Source organism: Variovorax sp. CCNWLW235 (assembly GCF_037204085.1).
Lineage (GTDB): Bacteria > Pseudomonadota > Gammaproteobacteria > Burkholderiales > Burkholderiaceae_C > Variovorax.
This window is the reverse complement of sequence record NZ_JBBCBW010000007.1, coordinates 251,028-267,560: the sequence shown is the minus strand read 5'-3', so window position 1 is coordinate 267,560 and position 16,533 is coordinate 251,028. Positions and strand designations below refer to the sequence as shown.

Below are 16,533 nucleotides of genomic sequence, written 5' to 3'. Positions count from 1 at the left end.
GTGCACAGGGCATCGGGTGCTCCGCGCAGCGAAATAAAGGAGGAGGGGCGCAGCCCCGGGGGACATTCGCGGAGGGGGGTACCCGGTGGCCTTTGCACAAGCCCTGAACAGCAGTGCCCTAAACAGAGCGCCCTGACAAAGCACAGACAAGACAAAACCTCACTGCCACCCATACCGCCGCGCATACCACCCCTTGACCGCCTGCGTCAGCGTCGCATACCCAGCCAGCATCGCCGCCAGCCACGGAAAGTAGGCCAGCGGAAGCGCCTGCAGCCTGAAGTAGTGCGCAAACCGTCCCATTGGCAACCAGATGCCCGCCGCGGCAATGGCCGCGCCCATTGCCAGCAGCGGCCAGGCGGCACGGCTTTGCAGGAACGGGATCTTCCGCGTGCGGATCAGGTGCACGATGAGTGTTTGCGACAACAGGCCCTCGACGAACCACCCTGATTGGAACAACGTCTGGTGCCCCGCCGTGTTGGCCGAGAACACGAACCACATCACTGCGTAAGTCAGGATGTCGAACACCGAACTCAGCGGCCCGAAGAACACCATGAACCGGCCCAGGTCGGCCGGGTTCCAGCTTTGCGGCTTGCGCAGGAACTCGGGGTCGACGTTGTCGAACGGAATCGCAATCTGCGACACGTCGTACAGCAGGTTCTGCACCAAGAGGTGCAACGGCAGCATCGGCAAGAACGGCAGGAACGCACTCGCCACCAGTACCGAGAACACGTTGCCGAAGTTCGAGCTTGCCGTGAGCTTGATGTACTTGAGCATGTTGGCGAACGTGCGGCGCCCCTCGATCACGCCCTGCTCCAGCACCATCAGGCTCTTCTCCAGCAGGATGATGTCCGCCGACTCCTTGGCCACGTCCACCGCGCCCTCCACCGAGATGCCGATGTCCGCCGCACGCAGGGCCGGCGCATCGTTGATGCCGTCGCCCATGAAGCCGACCACGTGTCCGTTGGCGTGCAGCGCATGCACGATGCGCTCCTTGTGCGCCGGCGTGAGTTTGGCAAACACCTGGTGCTGCTCGACCAGCGTGCGCAACCCCGCGTCATCCAGTGCCTCGATCTCGCGGCCGAGCACCACATGGCCGGCTTCGATGCCCACGTCGCCGCAAACCTTGCGCGCGACCAGTTCGTTGTCGCCCGTGAGCACCTTGACTGCCACGCCATGCTCGGCCAAAGCTCGCAGCGCAGGCGCGGTCGATTCCTTCGGCGGATCCAGGAAAGCGACGTACCCCAACAGCGTGAGCCCTGATTCATCGGCCACGCCGTAGGCGGGTTTGCGGGCGTCGGCTCTGAGCGCGCGGCTGGCAACAGCCACCACACGCAGCCCCTGTGCATTCAGCTCCGACGCCACGCGGTGGATGCTCGCCAGCAAATCACCGTCGAGCGCCAGCACTTCCGCGCCGCGCTCGACCGCGGTGCACACCGAAAGAATCTCTTCCAGCGCACCCTTGCAGATCAGCAGGTGCTCGCTGCCGCCGTTCTCCACCACCACCGACATGCGGCGGCGCGAGAAGTCGAACGGCACTTCGTCGATCTTGCGCCAGGCCGTCTGCAGGCGGGTCTCGGGCTGCATCTCGGCGTGGTTCAGCACGGCCTTGTCGAGCAGGTTCTTAAGGCCGGTTTGATGAAAGCTGTTCAGGTAGGCCAGCTGCAGCACGCGGTTCGACGCCTCACCCCAGGCGTTGGTATGGCGCTCTAGCACGATGCGGTCCTGCGTCAGCGTGCCGGTCTTGTCGGTGCACAGCACGTCCATCGCGCCAAAGTTGTGAATGGCTTCGAGCCGCTTCACGATCACCTTCTGGCGCGACATCACCACCGCGCCCTTGGCGAGCGTGGCCGTCACGATCATCGGCAGCATCTCGGGCGTGAGGCCGACGGCGATGGAGAGCGCGAACAGCGCCGCCTCCCACCAGTCGCCCTTGGACACGCCGTTGATCACCAGCACCAGCGGCGCCATCACCAGCATGAAGCGGATCAGCACCCAGCTCACGCGGTTGATGCCGGCCTGGAACGCGCTCGTACCTTGGTCGGCGGCGGCCACGCGCTGCGCGAGCGCGCCGAAGAAGGTGCGGTTGCCGGTGTGCACGATCAGAGCGGTGGCAGTGCCGCTGATCACGCTGGTGCCCATGAACAGAAGGTTCTCGCGCTCCAGCACGCCGGCTTCGCGGCTGCTCCGGTCGATGACGGAAAATTTCTCGACCGGCATGGCTTCGCCCGTCAATGCGGACTGGCTGATGAACAGGTCCTTGGCGCCCAGCAGGCGGCAGTCGGCCGGAATCATGTCGCCGGCCGAAAGCGCGATCACGTCGCCCGGCACAAGGTCGCGCATCGGCACTTCAACGCGCGGCGCGCTCGCGGCGCCGGGCGCCGGCCGCAGCACGGTGGCGGTGTTGCTCACCATCGCCTTGAGCCGCTCGGCCGCCTTGTTGGAGCGCGACTCCTGCAAAAAGCGCAGCACCGTCGACAGCCCCACCATGCTGCCGATCACGAGTGCGGCCTTCATGTCTTCGGTCACGTAAGACACGAGCGCCAGCACCGTGAGCAGCAGGTTGAACGGATTGCGGTAGCACTGCCACAGGTGCGTCCACCACGGCAAAGGTTGCTCGTGGCGAACCTCGTTGCTGCCAAGGCGCTTGCGCAGCGCCTGTGCCTGCTCTTCGCTCAGGCCCTGTGGCGAGCTGCCGAGTGTGGCGAGCAGCTCGCTTGCATCGGCATGCGATGCGGCGGCCAGCGCCTTCGCAATGTCCGGCGGCATGGCCGCGGAGGCTACGCCGACGGGCTTCGAGCCCAGCATCGTCTGCCAGCGCTCGAAGTGATGCAGCATGCGGCGGCTGCGCAGGAAGCTCTCGAAAACGGACTTCAGGACGTTCTTCATTCTTTTTTCCTTCGCGGCGCGGGCCGCGAAGGGAAGAACCTCCCGCGTCAATCAGGCGTGGGAATCCCCTTGCGGCGCGGTGCGCTGCAAACTGTTGTTATCGATGGGTCGGAACATGGGCGGCGCGCAGGGGCGCCAATGAGAAGCGGGGTCCATGGAAGGCCTCCTTGATTCGTGCGTGCGGAGCTGTGCAATGCAGTGCAGTGCACTGCTTCAGCGTTGCGTGGTGCGGGAGGGTTGTTCCAGCAGCAGGAAGAAGCTGCGGATGCGCCGCGTAGTCCAGAGCGCGGCGGCGCGGTCGAGCATCTCGTTGTCGAGGTCCTGCCTGGTGGCTGCTTCGCGCGCAGGCACGTGCGCCGCCGGGCGAACGGTGTTGTCCTGCACCGGTTGCTGGTGCTGCTGACGAGATTGGAATTGACGCATGGCAAGGCTCCTTCGCGATGAAGGGCCTCGCGCACGGACGCACGCAAGCTGACTGAAAAAGTCAGTGACGCAGAACGGCGGGATTCGGAAGGGGGGAACCGTTGGCCTGATTGGCGAACGGGTCACGCTGCGTGCACGGCGGCCGCAGCGCAAGAGAGCCTGCGCTAGAGGGCCGGATGTGTCACGCCTGCCGAGGCACGCGTCTTGTCACTGATCCAACTGGCACTGTCCACGCACGAGGCTCCGAAGTGAAGATCTCTCGATTGTTGCACTGCGTCATGAGGCGCGTCAACCCTTGGCGGCATATTCCGCGCTGCCAGCGCGGTGGTTCCGAACGTGCGGGAGCGGCCTGCTGGCTTCAGTTGGCGATGCACTGGAACAGCACGCCCGACTCGGCGGGCGCCCTGCCGAGCCACTTGGGCGTTGCATTTCGTGCGCTGCAGTAGTCGGAGGCCTGCACGTAGGTAGGGGCACGCAGCGCGCCATCGCGAAACGACGTCACCTCGTTGGGAGGCGAGGAGCAGCCGGTAACAACAAGCAAGGCGAGCGGAAAAAGGAGGTGCCGGTTCATCAGGCCATTCTAAGTAAGAGAGAGTAAGAGCGGCCGGCTCGCCCCTCGCTAGGTAGCGCAGCTATTCGCACAGTGCGCGAATTTCCGGCGGAATCGGCACCGCGCGGATACCGCCACCCTCGCGCTTGGCCGCAAAGATGCGCACCTCCTCGCACTCGAGAATCAGCTCGTCGCCGCGCGTCACGCGATAGGTCTGCACAAAGCTCTTGTCGCGCCACTCGGCAATGCGCACCGCAATGTGCAGCGTGTCGCCGTAGCTCGCCGCCTTGACGAAGCGCGTGTGCGTGTCGACCAGCGGCGTGCCGATCACGCCCAGCGTCTTGGTGGTTTCTTCCCAGCGCGGCACGCCGCATTCCGCAAAGAAGTGGCGCGAGGCCGCATCGATCCAGCGGAAGAAGTTGGGAAACCAGACGATACCGGCCGGGTCGCAGTCGCCGAACTCGACGCGCGCGGTGTAGGTGATTTCTTTGCTGCTGCTCATCTGTTCATTGTCGCGGTGCTCAGTCGGCAACGATCTTGCGGTCGCGAATCAGCGCGCCGAAGCGCTGCGAATCGGCCGCGGCGCGCTGCTGGAAATCGGCCGGCGAGCCCGGCAACGCTTCGCCGCCCAGCGCGGCAATGCGCTCCTTCACGGCCGGCAGCGCGAGCGCGCGGTTGATCTGCGTGTTGAGTTGCGCCACCACTTCGGGCGGCGTGCCCGCTGGCGCGTAGAAGCCGAACACCGTGTCGGCATCGAAGCCGCGCAGTCCGGCCTCGTCGAGCGTGGGTACATCAGGAAACTGCGGCGAGCGCTGGGGGCTGCCCACCGCCAGCAGCCGGAGCTTGCCGGCGCGCACCTGCTGCAGCCCGATGCCGGGATCGAACGCATAGTCGATCTGGCCCGCGAGCAGGTCCTGCAGCGCAGGCGCCGCGCCGCGGTAGGGCACATGCAGCGCGAAGACGCGGGCCTGGCTCTTGAACATTTCGCCCGCCAGGTGCGGCGAGCTGCCGTTGCCCGGCGAGCCGTAAGAGAGCTTGCCCGGGTTGGCCTTGAGGTACGAAATGAACTCGCGGACGTTGGTGGGCGGCAGCGAAGGCTTGGCCACCAAAAAGACAAGCACGCGCGCGGCGGCGGCCACAGGCACCAGGTCCTTCGCCGGGTCGAAGCTCATGCGCGAATACAGGTGCGGGTTCACCGACACCATGCCGCCGGAACTCATGAGCAGCGTGTAGCCGTCGGCCGGCGCGCGCGCCACTGATTCGCCGCCGACGTTGCCGTTGGCGCCGGCACGGTTCTCGATGACCACGGGTTGCTTGAGCGACTCCTGCAGCGGCTGCGAGACCGCGCGCGCAATCTGGTCCGCGGCGCCGCCCGGCGGAAAGTTGACGACGACCTTGATCGGCTTCGCGGGCCATGCGCCGGGTTGCGCCTGGGCGTGCGTCTGCGCATGCGTGCAGGCCAGCAGCGCGCCGGCGGCGGTCAAAAGAAGGCGGCGTCGCCAGGGAAGGGTGGAATGGGGCATGGTGTCGTGTCTCCTTGGTTGTTATGAAAATTGCATCAGGCGGTGGTGGAAGGCGGCCGCTTCATCCAGCGGACAGGCTGCGCCTGCAACGGCCTTGGCGCGGCGCCGTGGCGCACCAGCGCAGCGTCGAGCGCCTTGCCGCCTTCGTCTGCCAGGGCCGCCTCGCGCGCTGCGGCAATCGCCTCCGCGCGCTTCGTTGCAGGCAAAGTCGTACGGCTCGCGAGTTCGTCGATCACGTGCAGCAGGTTGTGCTTGCCTCGCTCGTTGGTGCTGCCGTAGCCCTTGATGAGCCGCCCGCAGAGGGCCACTTCCCGGCCCAGCGCCCAGGCTTCGCGCGTGCCGCTTTCCACGGCCGCGAGCCAGCGTTCGATCAGCGCCTGTTCCTCCGCAAAGCGCTGGCCTCGGCGGCGCAGCCATTTGAGCGAAGACAGAAGGCGCAGCGACGCCATGCCGAACACCGAGTGGCTGCCCACCTTGAGCGGCAGCGCCCAAGGCTCGCGGCCGCGCGCCTGGCGGGTGCGGTCCCAGGCGGTCACGCGGCGCGCCAAGCCGGACGGCAGCAACGCGGCGAACTCAGGCGCGCCGGGCTTGAAGTGGTCGTACACCTTCACGATGTCTTCATCGGCGGCACGCACTTCCTGCCGTACGCGCTGCGCACGGCTTGCGCGACCCTTGAGTGCGGCCACGCGAACGATGTCGTCGAAGGCCATCCACAGCGCGAGCCACCGCGCGGCCTCGCGGGTGACGGCAAAGCCCTGTGCGCCGGCCGGGTCGGCGGCGCGCTCGGCATCGAGCACCCTGGCCAGTCGCGCCGCGTAGAGCTTGGCATAGGCGGCGTCCTGGTAGTCGAGCACGCGCGCATGGCCGAGCGCGAGCATGTCGTGCACCGCCGGCGGAAAGCGCCGTGCCACGTCGTCCGGCAGCGCACGGGCCGGTGGCGGTGCGTCGGCCGTGTCGCCGGCCATCACGCTGCTCACGAAGGCGGCCTGGGCGCGCGGCGCGCTCACCGCGTCGAAGGCGGCGGCAAAGCCGCGCAGGCTGGCCGCGGCCATCTTGTTCAGCTTTTCAGGCGCGCTCGTGTCGCCGCCGCGCACCACGTGCTCATAAGCTTCTCGCGGGAACGGAAAGAGGCCGCTGCCCGCAATGGCGCCGAGCATCACGGCGCTGACCACCGTGCCGGCCTCGCGCGCCACGGCGTTCATGTCGAACACATGGTGCTCGCGGCTGAAGGCCTTGACCACGTCGAGCAGGTGCTGCGCGTCGGCACGTCCGTCGCCGGGCTGCATGCGCTCGGCCGTGGTGAAGATGCGCGCCGAAGAGCTGATGACCAGCGTGCGCAGCGGCGCGCTCATGCCGTTGCCGATCTGGCGCGCGGTCTCGAGCAGTTCCGAAGAGACGATGGCGTCGAGCGCACCCGGCACCGGGCTCAGGCTGAACACCGGCCGCCTGCCGGCGAGCTGCGCGAGCGGCACCGGAAACACTTCGATGTAGTAGGTGGTGGCGCCGGTGCGCTGCGCCACGCCGGGAATCGATGTGCTCTGCGCGGCATAGCCGGCGTGGCGGGCAATGTCGACCAGCCATTCGGTGAGCACGCCGCCGCCTTCGCCGCCCAGGGCGCAGACGAGAAGGGTGATGGGTCGGCTCTGTTCCATGGCGTGACTCATGCGGGTTGAAGGGCACGCACCACCGCACCGCGAAGGCTGTGCAGAAGGCGTTCATGCCACTTCGGGTTCTGCACCACTTCGGCGCGGTAGAAGCTGGGGCACAGCGTGGCCGCATGCGCGTTCTCGCCGCACAGGCCGCAGCCCACGCAGCCGTCGATCACGGTAGCCACCGGGTCGACCTTCAGCGGATCGGGGTTGTCCTTCAGCGTGAGCGTCGGGCAGCCCGAAAGACGGATGCAGGCGTGGTCGCCGTTGCATACGTCTTCGTCGACGCCGTATTTCACGCGCACCACGCGCTCGCCCTTCTTGAGCAGGCTTGCAATCCAGGGCTTGATGCGGCGCTGCCGCTCCAGCTGACACTCGCCCTCGGCAATCACCACCTTCAGGCCGTTGAAGTCGCTGGTGAGCGCCTCGGTCAGCGTCTTGCGCATGCGCTCCACGTCGTAGGTGGTCACGGTGCGCATCCACTTCACGCCCAGGCCCGTCAGCGTGGCTTCGATGGTCTGGTTCTTGTCGACCAGGCTCTGCTGCTTGTCGACCGCACGCTCCTTCATTTCGTCGTCGGGCGTGGAGATGATGTCCTGCGTACCGGTGGCCGACGTGTAGCCGTTCTTGAAGATCAGCAGCACCGCGTCGTCGCTGTTGAAGAGCGCGCTCTGCACGCCCGTGAGCAGGCCGTTGTGCCAGAAGCCGCCGTCGCCCATGATCGACAGCGTGCGCCGGTTCATCATCGGTGTCACGCCCGCGCGGCTTGCCAGGCTCATGCCGTAGCCGAGGATCGAATGCCCCATCGAAAACGGCTCGAAGGTGCCGAAGGCATGGCAGCCGATGTCGGCCGCAATGTGCACGGGACCGGTCTGCTGCTGCGCAAGCTTCAGAGCCGAGAACACTGGCCGTTCAGGGCAGCCGACGCAAAAGCTCGGCGGCCGGTTGGGCAGCGGCGCGGAGAGCTGGCGCGCCACGGCCTCGCGCCTTTCGCGGTTGCCGGCCAGCCAGGCCGCGGCGGACGAAGAGGCTTCGCCCGGCCCGATGTATTTGGCCGCGAACACGCCGATGCCGCCCGCGAGCACCTCGACGCCGTACTCGCCCGCCGAAGGCAGCATGTCCTTGCCGTGCAGCGGTGTCTGGATGTCGCGCCGGCGCAGCAGCGTGGCGATGTCCTGTTCGATGTATTCGGGCTGGCCCTCTTCCACCACCAGCACCGCGCGCTTGCCCACGCAGAAGTCGGCCACCTGTTCGGGCACCAGCGGGTAGGTCACGTTGAGCACCAGAATAGGAATGTCCGTCTCGCCGAATGCATCGGCCAGGCCTTGCTGCTGCAGGCTGCGGATCAGCGCGTTGTACAGCCCGCCCTGTACCACGATGCCAAGATCGGCATGGCGGCCAGCCGGAATGAGTTCGTTGAGTCCATGCTCCACGATGTAGCGCCGCGCCGCCGGAATGCGCTCATCGCCCTTGAGCTTCTCGTGGCGAAAGGTGACCGGCGGATGCGCGAGGCGCATGTAGTCGAAGCCCGCGGGCTCGGTCATCAGCGCGCGGGTCGACACGGCGGGCGCGATGTTGTCCTTGCACTCGAAGCTGCCGCGCACATGGCAGGTGCGGATGCGCAGCTCCATGAGGCAGGGCATGTTCGATGCCTCCGAGAGCCGGAAACCGTGCTCGACCATGCGCACCATCTGGCCGAGGTCGGGCCGCGGATCGAGCAGGCACATGCTCGACTTGAGCGCGTAGGCATGCGTGCGCTCCTGGATCACGCTCGCCCCTTCGCCGTAGTCCTCGCCCACCACCACCAGCACGCCGCCCGTCACGCCGGGCGACGAGAGATTGGAGAGCGCATCGGCCGCCACGTTGGTGCCGACGATGGACTTCCACGTGACGGCGCCGCGCAGCGGGTAGTGAATGGAAGCGCCGAGCATCGCGGCAGCGGAGGCTTCGTTCGAGCAGGCCTCCACGTGCACGCCCAGCTCGTCCATGTATGTCTTGGCCTGCACCATCACGTCGAGCAAGTGCGAGACCGGCGCGCCCTGGTAGCCGCCAACGTAGGCCACGCCCGATTGCAGCAGGCCCTTGGTGATCGCGAGAATGCCCTCGCCGTGGAATGTGTCGCCGGCGCCCAGGCGCAGCGATTGCACTTCCTTGCTGAATGAAACTTCCAAGAGATTCGGCTCCGATGGGTTGATGTGGTGGTTGAATGTCTGGCGGCAAAGGCGCGCGTTTCCCGCGCCGCGCTTTTCGCCGGCGTTGCGCTGCGGTATCGGTGGCTACTTGCCGGGCGGCTTGGCGGCTGGGCCGGGAAAGCGCGCCGCGTAATACGCAAGGGTGTCCAGGTCCTCCGGCGGGATGCCGCTCACGGCCTCGGTCATCGCCTGCGTGTAGCCAGGCCGCTTGCCGGTGCGAAAGCCGTGCAGCGTCATCTGCAGGTAGTCCTCGCGCTGCTGTGCGATGCGGGGCACCTGCTGTCCGCCGCTCAGGTCGGCGCCGTGGCAGATCACGCAGCGGTGCGTTTGCGCCAGCGCCTGCCCGCGCGCCATGCGGGCGGCATCGGGCGGCGCGGCCGGGGCCGGTGCGGGCACGGCCGGCAGCGTGGCAATGAACTCCGAGAAGCCACGCAGGTCCTCGTCCTTCATGGTCTTGGCCACCGCCGTCATGGCGGGGTTGTCGCGCCGGCCTTCACGAAACAGAAACAGCTGCGTGATGGCATAGAACGAATGCTGGCCCGCGAGCACCGGTGTTCCCGCCATGTCGCTGCGCCCATTGGCTCCGTGGCACGAGGCGCACACCGCGGCATAGCGCTGCGCATAGCTGCCCTGCGCAGCCTGCGTGCCTTGCGCACTGGCGGAAGGCGCCGCTGAAGCGAGGAGCGTCATGGCCATGGCTACGCCTGCCTGCATGAAAGCCGCAAGAACGAAACCCCTGCTCATCGGCCGCTGTAGCTGATGCGGTAGATGGCACCCGCGTGGTCATCGCTCACGAGCATGGAGCCGTCCTTCAGCACCAGGAAGTCCACCGGCCGGCCGAGGTAGTTGTTGTTCTCGACGAAGCCCGTCATGAACGGCTCGACCTTCGCGCCGCCCTTGCCGTCCGGCCATGCCACGGCAATGTCCGCGTACTTGGTGGTGCGGTTCCATGGGCCATGGCGTGCAATGAACATCGCGCCGCGGTACTTGCTCGGGAACATCTTCCCGTTATAGAACGTGAGGCCCAGGCCGGCGGCATGCGCACCGAGCAGCGCGGCGGGTTTGGTGAACTCGCCGCAGTTCTTGCCCCAGCCGAATTCGGGGTCGGCAATGTTGCCCTGGTGGCAATACGGATAGCCGAAGTGCTGGTTGGGCGCGGTCACCACGTTCAGTTCGTCGTTCGGCAGGTCTTCGCTGAGCCAGTCGCGCCCGTTGTCGGTAAACCAGAGATTGCCGGTCTTCGGATCGAAGTCGAAGCCCACCGTGTTGCGCACGCCGCGCGCCACCGTCTCGATGCCGCTTCCGTCCAGGTTCATGCGAAAGATGCGCGCATGCGCCTCGTCGGGATCGCAGATGTTGCAGGGCGCACCCACTGCGTAGTACAGCTTGTTGTCGCGCACGCGCAGGTAGCGCCAGCTGTGGTCTTGCCCACCGGGCAGCTTGTCGTTGAGCACCGCCGGCGTGCCGGGGTTGTCGAGCTTGTCCTCGATGCCGTCGTAGCGAACGATCTGCTTGTGCGTGGCAAGGTACAGCGCGCCCTTGTGGTATTCGATGCCGGTGGCGAACTCGGTCTTGTCGACGATGGTCTTGGGCTTGCGGTCGCCCTTCTCGGCAATGGCATAGACCTTGTTGCCCACGAAGAGCGTGCTCACGAACACCGTGCCCTTGTCGCCCTGGCGCAGCGACCGCGCATCCAGCACGCCCGAGGCCCAGGTCTCCACCTTGAAGCCCGGCGGCAGCTTGAACTTGGCGGTGGGCAGTTGGTCCACCGCGGTCGGAATGGGGAAGGATGGGACGGGCGCCATGCGCGTGGCTGCCTCCGTCTTGGGGCGCCCCTTGGCCCAGCCCGGCTCTTCGGCCGGAGGCTGCTGGGCCCACGCGGCGGTGGTGGCAACGCAAAGCAGGGCGGCGGCAATTGCCGCATGCGGACGCAGTCTGGCCATGTCTTGTCTCCTTCTCGTGGGTGGGCTCTTCGTGCTCGCCGGCCCTTGGGCCGATCGGCAACGGCGGCCAGTGTGCGAGCCCTGCGCCGGGTCTTCAATAAAATAATCGAGCTAAGTAATATGCATGCCATGCATATACAAACGATAGACCTCAACCTGCTGCGCCTGTTCGATGCGGTCTATCGCGCCCGCAGCGTGAGCCGCGCCGCCGAAGAGCTGGGCCTTACGCAGCCCGCCGCGAGCCACGGCCTTGGCCGCCTGCGACTGCTGCTGAAAGATGCGCTCTTCACGCGCGCGCCCGGCGGGGTTGCGCCCACGCCCCGCGCCGACCGGCTGGCCGTTGCGGTGCAGGCCGCGCTCAACACGCTCGAAGAAGCGCTGCAGGAGCCCGGCCGCTTCGAGCCGCAGGCCTCGCGCAAGACCTTTCGCATTCACATGAGCGACATCGGCGAAGGCCGTTTTCTGCCTTCGCTCATGGCGCGGCTTGGCGAGCTGGCGCCCGGCGTGCGCGTGGAGACCCTGCCGCTGGCGCCCACTGAAATAGCGCCCGCGCTCGACAGCGGCCGCATCGACTTTGCCTTCGGCTTCTTGCCCAAGGTGCGCGACACGCAGCGCAAGCACCTGCTGAAAGACCGCTACATCGTGCTGCTGCGCAAGGGCCATCCGTTTGCGCGCGGGCGGCGCAACAGCCAGGCGCTCATCGAGGCGCTGCAAACGCTTGAATACGTGGCGGTGCGCACGCATGCGGAAACGCTGCGCATCTTGCAGCTGCTCAACCTGGAGGAACGTGTACGCCTGACCACCGAGCACTTCATGGTGCTGCCGGCCATCGTGCGCGCCACCGATCTGGCCGTGGTAATGCCGCGCAACATTGCGCGCGGTTTTGCAGAAGACGGCGGCTACGCCATCGTGGAGCCGGCTTTTCCACTGCGCGACTTCACGGTTTCGCTGCATTGGAGCAAGCGCTTCGAGGCCGATCCGGCCAACCGCTGGCTTCGGCAGGTGATCGCGGGGCTGTTTTCGGACGGCGCCTGACGCAAAAAGGCGGCGGCCCGCCTGAAATGGCCCGGTATGGCCCGGTATGGCCTAGGAATTGCTCACAGGCTCAAGGGTTTCCCCGTAGCTTGCATACCGCCCCCCACATACGCAATATGGGCGCTGCGGTATGTACCCGGCGGCGCAAGCCGCTAACGTCAACGCTTGGCCGAAACGAGCCGCCCACGAGCACGAAGAGCATGAGCACCGAGAGCAGCAACAAGATCCAACCCATCCGGTTTTTCCACCGTGGAAAAATCGTCGACGTCAGCGGCGTCCACCCCACGCGCTCCGTGCTCGACTGGCTGCGCGAGGATGCGCACTGCACCGGCACCAAGGAAGGCTGCAACGAAGGCGACTGCGGTGCCTGTACCGTGGTCATCGGCGAGCTGGCCGAGGCCGGCGGCCTGAAGCTGCAAACGGTCAACGCCTGCATCCAGTTCTTGCCCACCTTGCACGGCAAGGCGCTTTTCACGGTCGAAGACCTCAAGGACCAGTGCCAGACCCATGCGGCAGGCGAGACCGAAGTGAAGGCGCAAGACAAGCGCCCGCACCCCGTGCACCGCCTGCACCCGGTGCAGCAGGCCATGGTCGATTGCCATGGCTCGCAGTGCGGCTTTTGCACTCCGGGGTTCGTGATGTCGCTGTGGTCCGCCTACGAGCACCACCAGGCCGAGGGCACCCAGCCCACCCGCCAGCAGTTGGCCGACGAGCTTTCGGGCAACCTGTGCCGCTGCACCGGCTACCGGCCGATTCTCGACGCCGGCCAACGCATGTTCGACCTGCCGCCGGTGCGGCTCGACGCGCAGCCGGTGGTGGCCGCGCTCGCGGCGCTGCAGGGAAACCTGCAGGGAGAGGGCCTCGACTACGCCGCGCCGCTCGGCGCCCGCATCGACCACTTTCACGCGCCCAGAACGCTCGCGCAGTTGGCGGCGCTGCGCGTGCAGAAACCGGGTGCGCAGCTGCTCTCGGGCTCCACCGACGTCGGCCTCTGGGTCAACAAGCAGTTTCGCGACCTGGGCGACATCATCTACGTGGGCGACGTGGCCGAAATGAAGATCGTCGAAGCCCGTGCCGAGGAGGTCTACATCGGCGCCGGCGCATCGCTCGAATCGGCATTCGAAGCCCTGGTGCAGCGCGTGCCCAGCCTGCAGGACGTGTGGCTGCGCTTTGCCTCGCCGCCCATCCGCCATGCCGGCACCATGGGTGGCAACGTGGCCAACGGCTCGCCCATCGGCGATTCGCCGCCGGTGCTGATGTCGCTCGACGCAGAGATCGAGCTGCGCCGCGGCGATGTGGTGCGCCGCATGCCGCTGCCCGATTTTTATATCGACTACATGAAGAACCAGCTGCAGCCGGGCGAGTTTGTGCAGGGCCTCGCGGTTCCGCTCGCGGCCATGCACCGCCAGGTGCGCGCCTACAAGATCAGCAAGCGCTTCGACTGCGACATTTCCGCGCTGTGCGCCGGTTTTGCGGTGGAGCTGGAAGAGGGCAGCGACACGGTGAAGGCCGTGCGCCTGGCTTTCGGCGGGATGGCCGCCACGGTGAAGCGCGCCGCCCAGGCCGAGGCCGCACTCGTGGGCAAGCCCTGGACGCAGGCCAGCGTGAACACCGCCAAGCTTGCGCTTGCGCAAGACTTCAAGCCGCTGTCGGACATGCGCGCATCGGCCGACTACCGGCTGCAGGTGGCGCAGAACCTCATCCAGCGCCTCTGGCTCGAAACCCGCGCCGACGACGCACTCTCGCTCGAAGAGACCAGCGTCTGGAGCGTGATGCCCCATGCCTCGGCCAAGGCCGCGGCGGAAGGAGTCTGACCATGAACAAGCCCATCGACGCCCGCCTGCTGCAGCCCGCCGAGCCCTTTGCCGACTACCTGAAGAACACCGCCGCGCGCATCGACCCTGCGGCCGAGGCGGTGGCGCACGAACTCGGCGCGCGTGTCGGCATCAGCCGCCCGCACGAATCGGCGCACCTGCACGTGGCCGGCGAAGCCACCTACATCGACGACATTCCCGAGATTGCGGGCACGCTGCATTGCGCGCTGGGCCTCTCGCCCGCAGCCAACGGCCGGGTGACGGCGCTGTCGCTCGACGCCATCCGCGCTATGCCGGGCGTGGTGTCGGTGCTGACGGCCGACGACATTCCGGGCACCAACGACTGCGGCTCGATCGTGCACGACGACCCGATACTGCTTTCGCTGAAGGACGGCGGCCAGATCCGCTACCTGGGCCAGCCGGTGTTCGCGGTGATTGCGGAAAGCCGCGATGCCGCGCGCCGTGCCGCCGCAAAGGCGAAAGACGCCATCGCACTCGAGGCGGAGCCGCCCGTGCTCACGCCGCAGGATGCGCACGCCCGCGGCCAGTATGTGGTGCCGCCAATGCACATCGTGCGCAGCGGCGGCAGCGCCAACGAAGGCGACGAGGCGGCGGTGCGCGCTGCCATTGCCGCCGCGCCGCACCGCCACAAGGCCACGCTCGACGTGGGCGGGCAGGAACAGTTCTACCTCGAAGGCCAGATCAGCTACGCCATTCCGAAAGAGGGCGGCGCGCTGCACATTCATTGCTCCACGCAGCACCCGAGCGAGATGCAGCACCTGGTGGCGCATGCGCTGCACCTGCAGTCGAACGAGGTGCATGTCGAATGCCGGCGCATGGGCGGCGGCTTCGGCGGCAAGGAGTCGCAATCGGCGCTGTTCGCCTGCGTGGCCGCGGTGGCGGCCAGCAAGCTGCGCCGCCCGGTCAAGCTCAGGCTCGACCGCGACGACGACTTCATGATCACCGGCCGCCGCCACTGCTTCTGGTACGAGTACGACGTGGGCTATGACGACGACGGACGCATCCTCGGCGCGGAGATCACCATGGTCTCGCGGGCCGGCCACTCGGCCGATCTTTCGGGCCCCGTGATGACACGGGCGCTCTGCCACTTCGACAACGCCTACTGGCTGCCCAACGTGGCGATGCACGGCTATTCGGGCAAGACCAACACGCAGAGCAACACGGCATTTCGTGGCTTTGGCGGGCCGCAGGGCGCCATTGCCGTCGAGAACATCCTCGACTCCGTGGCGCGCGAGCTGAAGCGCGACCCGCTCGACGTGCGGCGCGTCAACTTCTACGGCAAGGCGGAGAACAACGTCACGCCTTACCGGCAGACGGTGACCGACAACATCGTGCACGAACTGGTGGCCGAGCTCGAAACCAGCAGCGACTACCGCGCCCGGCGCGAGGAGATCGCCGCGTTCAACCAGAAGAGCGTGGTGCTCAAGCGCGGTCTTGCGCTTGCGCCGCTCAAGTTCGGCATTTCGTTCAACGTGAAGCATTTCAACCAGGCCGGCGCACTGGTGCATGTGTACACCGATGGCTCCATTCTCGTGAACCACGGCGGAACCGAGATGGGGCAGGGCCTCAACACCAAGGTGGCGCAGGTGGTGGCGCACGAGCTGGGCGTGAGCTTCGAGCGCGTGCGCGTGACCGCAACCGACACCACCAAGGTGGCCAACACCTCGGCCACCGCCGCATCGACCGGCGCCGACCTGAACGGCAAGGCCGCGCAAGATGCGGCGCGTCAGATCCGCGAGCGGCTTGCGCAAAGCGCGGCCGAACGCCATGGTGGCAAGCCGGGCGAGGTGCGTTTTGCCAACGACAAGGTCGAAGTCAACGGCCGCACGCTGGCCTTCAGCACCGTGGTGGGCGAGGCGTATCTCGACCGCAAGCAGCTGTGGTCCGACGGCTTCTATGCCACCCCCGGCCTCAGCTGGGACAAGGAAAAGATGCAGGGCCGCCCGTTCTACTACTACGCCTATGGCGCGGCGGTGAGCGAGGTGGTCGTCGACACGCTCACCGGCGAGTGGAAGCTCTTGCGCGCCGACATCCTGCACGACGCGGGCAAGTCGCTGAACCCGGCCGTGGACATCGGCCAGGTCGAAGGCGCGTTCATCCAGGGCATGGGCTGGCTCACCACCGAAGAGCTGGTGTGGCATCCGCAAAGTGGCAAGCTCACCACGCACGCGCCCAGCACCTACAAGATTCCGACGGCCAACGACTGCCCGCCCATCTTCAACGTGCGCCTGTTCGAAGGCCAGAACTTCGAGGACTCCATCCACCGCAGCAAGGCCGTGGGCGAACCGCCGCTGCTGCTGCCGTTCTCGGTGTTCTTCGCCATCCGCGACGCGGTGTCCGCCGCGGGCGGCCACAGGGTCGATCCGCCGCTGAAGGCGCCGGCCACGAGCGAATCGATTCTTCGCGCCATCACGGCCGTCCAGTCCGCATAGCCCACTCGTAGACTTTGGCGCATGTCCAAAGTCCTTCCAATGCCCCACGCCCTCGTCCTCTTCGC

At 66.9% G+C, this 16,533-nt stretch carries 12 protein-coding genes; 3 read left to right on the top strand and 9 right to left on the bottom strand.

The window, feature by feature from the left end:
• Positions 1-159: 159 nt before the first annotated feature.
• The 9 genes from mgtA to V9L21_RS11300 all read right to left on the bottom strand — a co-directional run bounded on the left by mgtA (position 160) and on the right by V9L21_RS11300 (position 11,166).
• Positions 160-2,886, bottom strand: a complete 2,727-nt coding sequence (mgtA, locus tag V9L21_RS11340) for a magnesium-translocating P-type ATPase (RefSeq protein WP_337311888.1) — start codon at positions 2,884-2,886, stop codon at positions 160-162.
• 213 nt (positions 2,887-3,099) lie between these two features.
• Positions 3,100-3,309 carry a hypothetical protein gene (locus V9L21_RS11335; RefSeq protein WP_337311886.1) on the bottom strand — a complete coding sequence of 70 codons (210 nt, stop codon included), beginning with the start codon at positions 3,307-3,309 and terminating at the stop codon, positions 3,100-3,102.
• A gap of 358 nt (positions 3,310-3,667) precedes the next feature.
• Positions 3,668-3,880 carry a hypothetical protein gene (locus V9L21_RS11330; protein ID WP_337311884.1) on the bottom strand — a complete coding sequence of 71 codons (213 nt, stop codon included), beginning with the start codon at positions 3,878-3,880 and terminating at the stop codon, positions 3,668-3,670.
• A 61-nt stretch (positions 3,881-3,941) separates the two neighbouring features.
• Positions 3,942-4,361, bottom strand: a complete 420-nt coding sequence (locus tag V9L21_RS11325; RefSeq protein ID WP_337311882.1) for an acyl-CoA thioesterase — start codon at positions 4,359-4,361, stop codon at positions 3,942-3,944.
• A gap of 19 nt (positions 4,362-4,380) precedes the next feature.
• A complete protein-coding gene (locus V9L21_RS11320; RefSeq protein WP_337311880.1) occupies positions 4,381-5,382 on the bottom strand; it encodes a Bug family tripartite tricarboxylate transporter substrate binding protein in 1,002 nt (333 codons plus the stop codon).
• A 35-nt stretch (positions 5,383-5,417) separates the two neighbouring features.
• Positions 5,418-7,034 carry an indolepyruvate oxidoreductase subunit beta family protein gene (locus V9L21_RS11315; RefSeq protein WP_337311878.1) on the bottom strand — a complete coding sequence of 539 codons (1,617 nt, stop codon included), beginning with the start codon at positions 7,032-7,034 and terminating at the stop codon, positions 5,418-5,420.
• 8 nt (positions 7,035-7,042) lie between these two features.
• On the bottom strand, positions 7,043-9,202 hold the full coding sequence (locus tag V9L21_RS11310) for an indolepyruvate ferredoxin oxidoreductase subunit alpha (RefSeq protein WP_337311876.1): 2,160 nt from the start codon (positions 9,200-9,202) through the stop codon (positions 7,043-7,045).
• 105 nt (positions 9,203-9,307) lie between these two features.
• The gene (locus V9L21_RS11305; RefSeq protein ID WP_337311874.1) at positions 9,308-9,919 is read right to left on the bottom strand and encodes a c-type cytochrome; all 612 of its coding nucleotides are present in this window, start codon (positions 9,917-9,919) and stop codon (positions 9,308-9,310) included.
• 44 nt (positions 9,920-9,963) lie between these two features.
• Positions 9,964-11,166, bottom strand: coding sequence for a PQQ-dependent sugar dehydrogenase (locus V9L21_RS11300; RefSeq protein WP_337311872.1), 1,203 nt, complete (start codon positions 11,164-11,166; stop codon positions 9,964-9,966).
• A gap of 129 nt (positions 11,167-11,295) precedes the next feature.
• Between V9L21_RS11300 and V9L21_RS11295 the strand changes: the two genes are divergently transcribed.
• From V9L21_RS11295 to xdhB, 3 genes are all read left to right on the top strand, one after another.
• Entirely contained in the window at positions 11,296-12,201 is a 906-nt protein-coding gene (locus V9L21_RS11295) for a LysR family transcriptional regulator (RefSeq protein WP_443304674.1), read from the top strand.
• A gap of 200 nt (positions 12,202-12,401) precedes the next feature.
• Entirely contained in the window at positions 12,402-14,015 is a 1,614-nt protein-coding gene (xdhA, locus tag V9L21_RS11290) for a xanthine dehydrogenase small subunit (protein ID WP_337311868.1), read from the top strand.
• A 2-nt stretch (positions 14,016-14,017) separates the two neighbouring features.
• Positions 14,018-16,468, top strand: a complete 2,451-nt coding sequence (xdhB, locus tag V9L21_RS11285; protein ID WP_337311866.1) for a xanthine dehydrogenase molybdopterin binding subunit — start codon at positions 14,018-14,020, stop codon at positions 16,466-16,468.
• Positions 16,469-16,533 lie beyond the last annotated feature (65 nt).

What these genes read in the sequence shown, in the direction of transcription:
- V9L21_RS11320 (WP_337311880.1), bottom strand. Translation starts at nt 5,382, where the DNA reads ATGCCCCATTCCACCCTTCCCTGGCGACGCCGCCTTCTTTTGACCGCC.
- xdhA (WP_337311868.1), top strand. Translation starts at nt 12,402, where the DNA reads ATGAGCACCGAGAGCAGCAACAAGATCCAACCCATCCGGTTTTTCCAC.
- V9L21_RS11335 (WP_337311886.1), bottom strand. Translation starts at nt 3,309, where the DNA reads ATGCGTCAATTCCAATCTCGTCAGCAGCACCAGCAACCGGTGCAGGAC.
- V9L21_RS11295 (WP_443304674.1), top strand. Translation starts at nt 11,296, where the DNA reads ATGCATATACAAACGATAGACCTCAACCTGCTGCGCCTGTTCGATGCG.
- V9L21_RS11300 (WP_337311872.1), bottom strand. Translation starts at nt 11,166, where the DNA reads ATGGCCAGACTGCGTCCGCATGCGGCAATTGCCGCCGCCCTGCTTTGC.
- V9L21_RS11325 (WP_337311882.1), bottom strand. Translation starts at nt 4,361, where the DNA reads ATGAGCAGCAGCAAAGAAATCACCTACACCGCGCGCGTCGAGTTCGGC.
- V9L21_RS11315 (WP_337311878.1), bottom strand. Translation starts at nt 7,034, where the DNA reads ATGGAACAGAGCCGACCCATCACCCTTCTCGTCTGCGCCCTGGGCGGC.
- xdhB (WP_337311866.1), top strand. Translation starts at nt 14,018, where the DNA reads ATGAACAAGCCCATCGACGCCCGCCTGCTGCAGCCCGCCGAGCCCTTT.
- V9L21_RS11305 (WP_337311874.1), bottom strand. Translation starts at nt 9,919, where the DNA reads ATGGCCATGACGCTCCTCGCTTCAGCGGCGCCTTCCGCCAGTGCGCAA.
- mgtA (WP_337311888.1), bottom strand. Translation starts at nt 2,886, where the DNA reads ATGAAGAACGTCCTGAAGTCCGTTTTCGAGAGCTTCCTGCGCAGCCGC.
- V9L21_RS11330 (WP_337311884.1), bottom strand. Translation starts at nt 3,880, where the DNA reads ATGAACCGGCACCTCCTTTTTCCGCTCGCCTTGCTTGTTGTTACCGGC.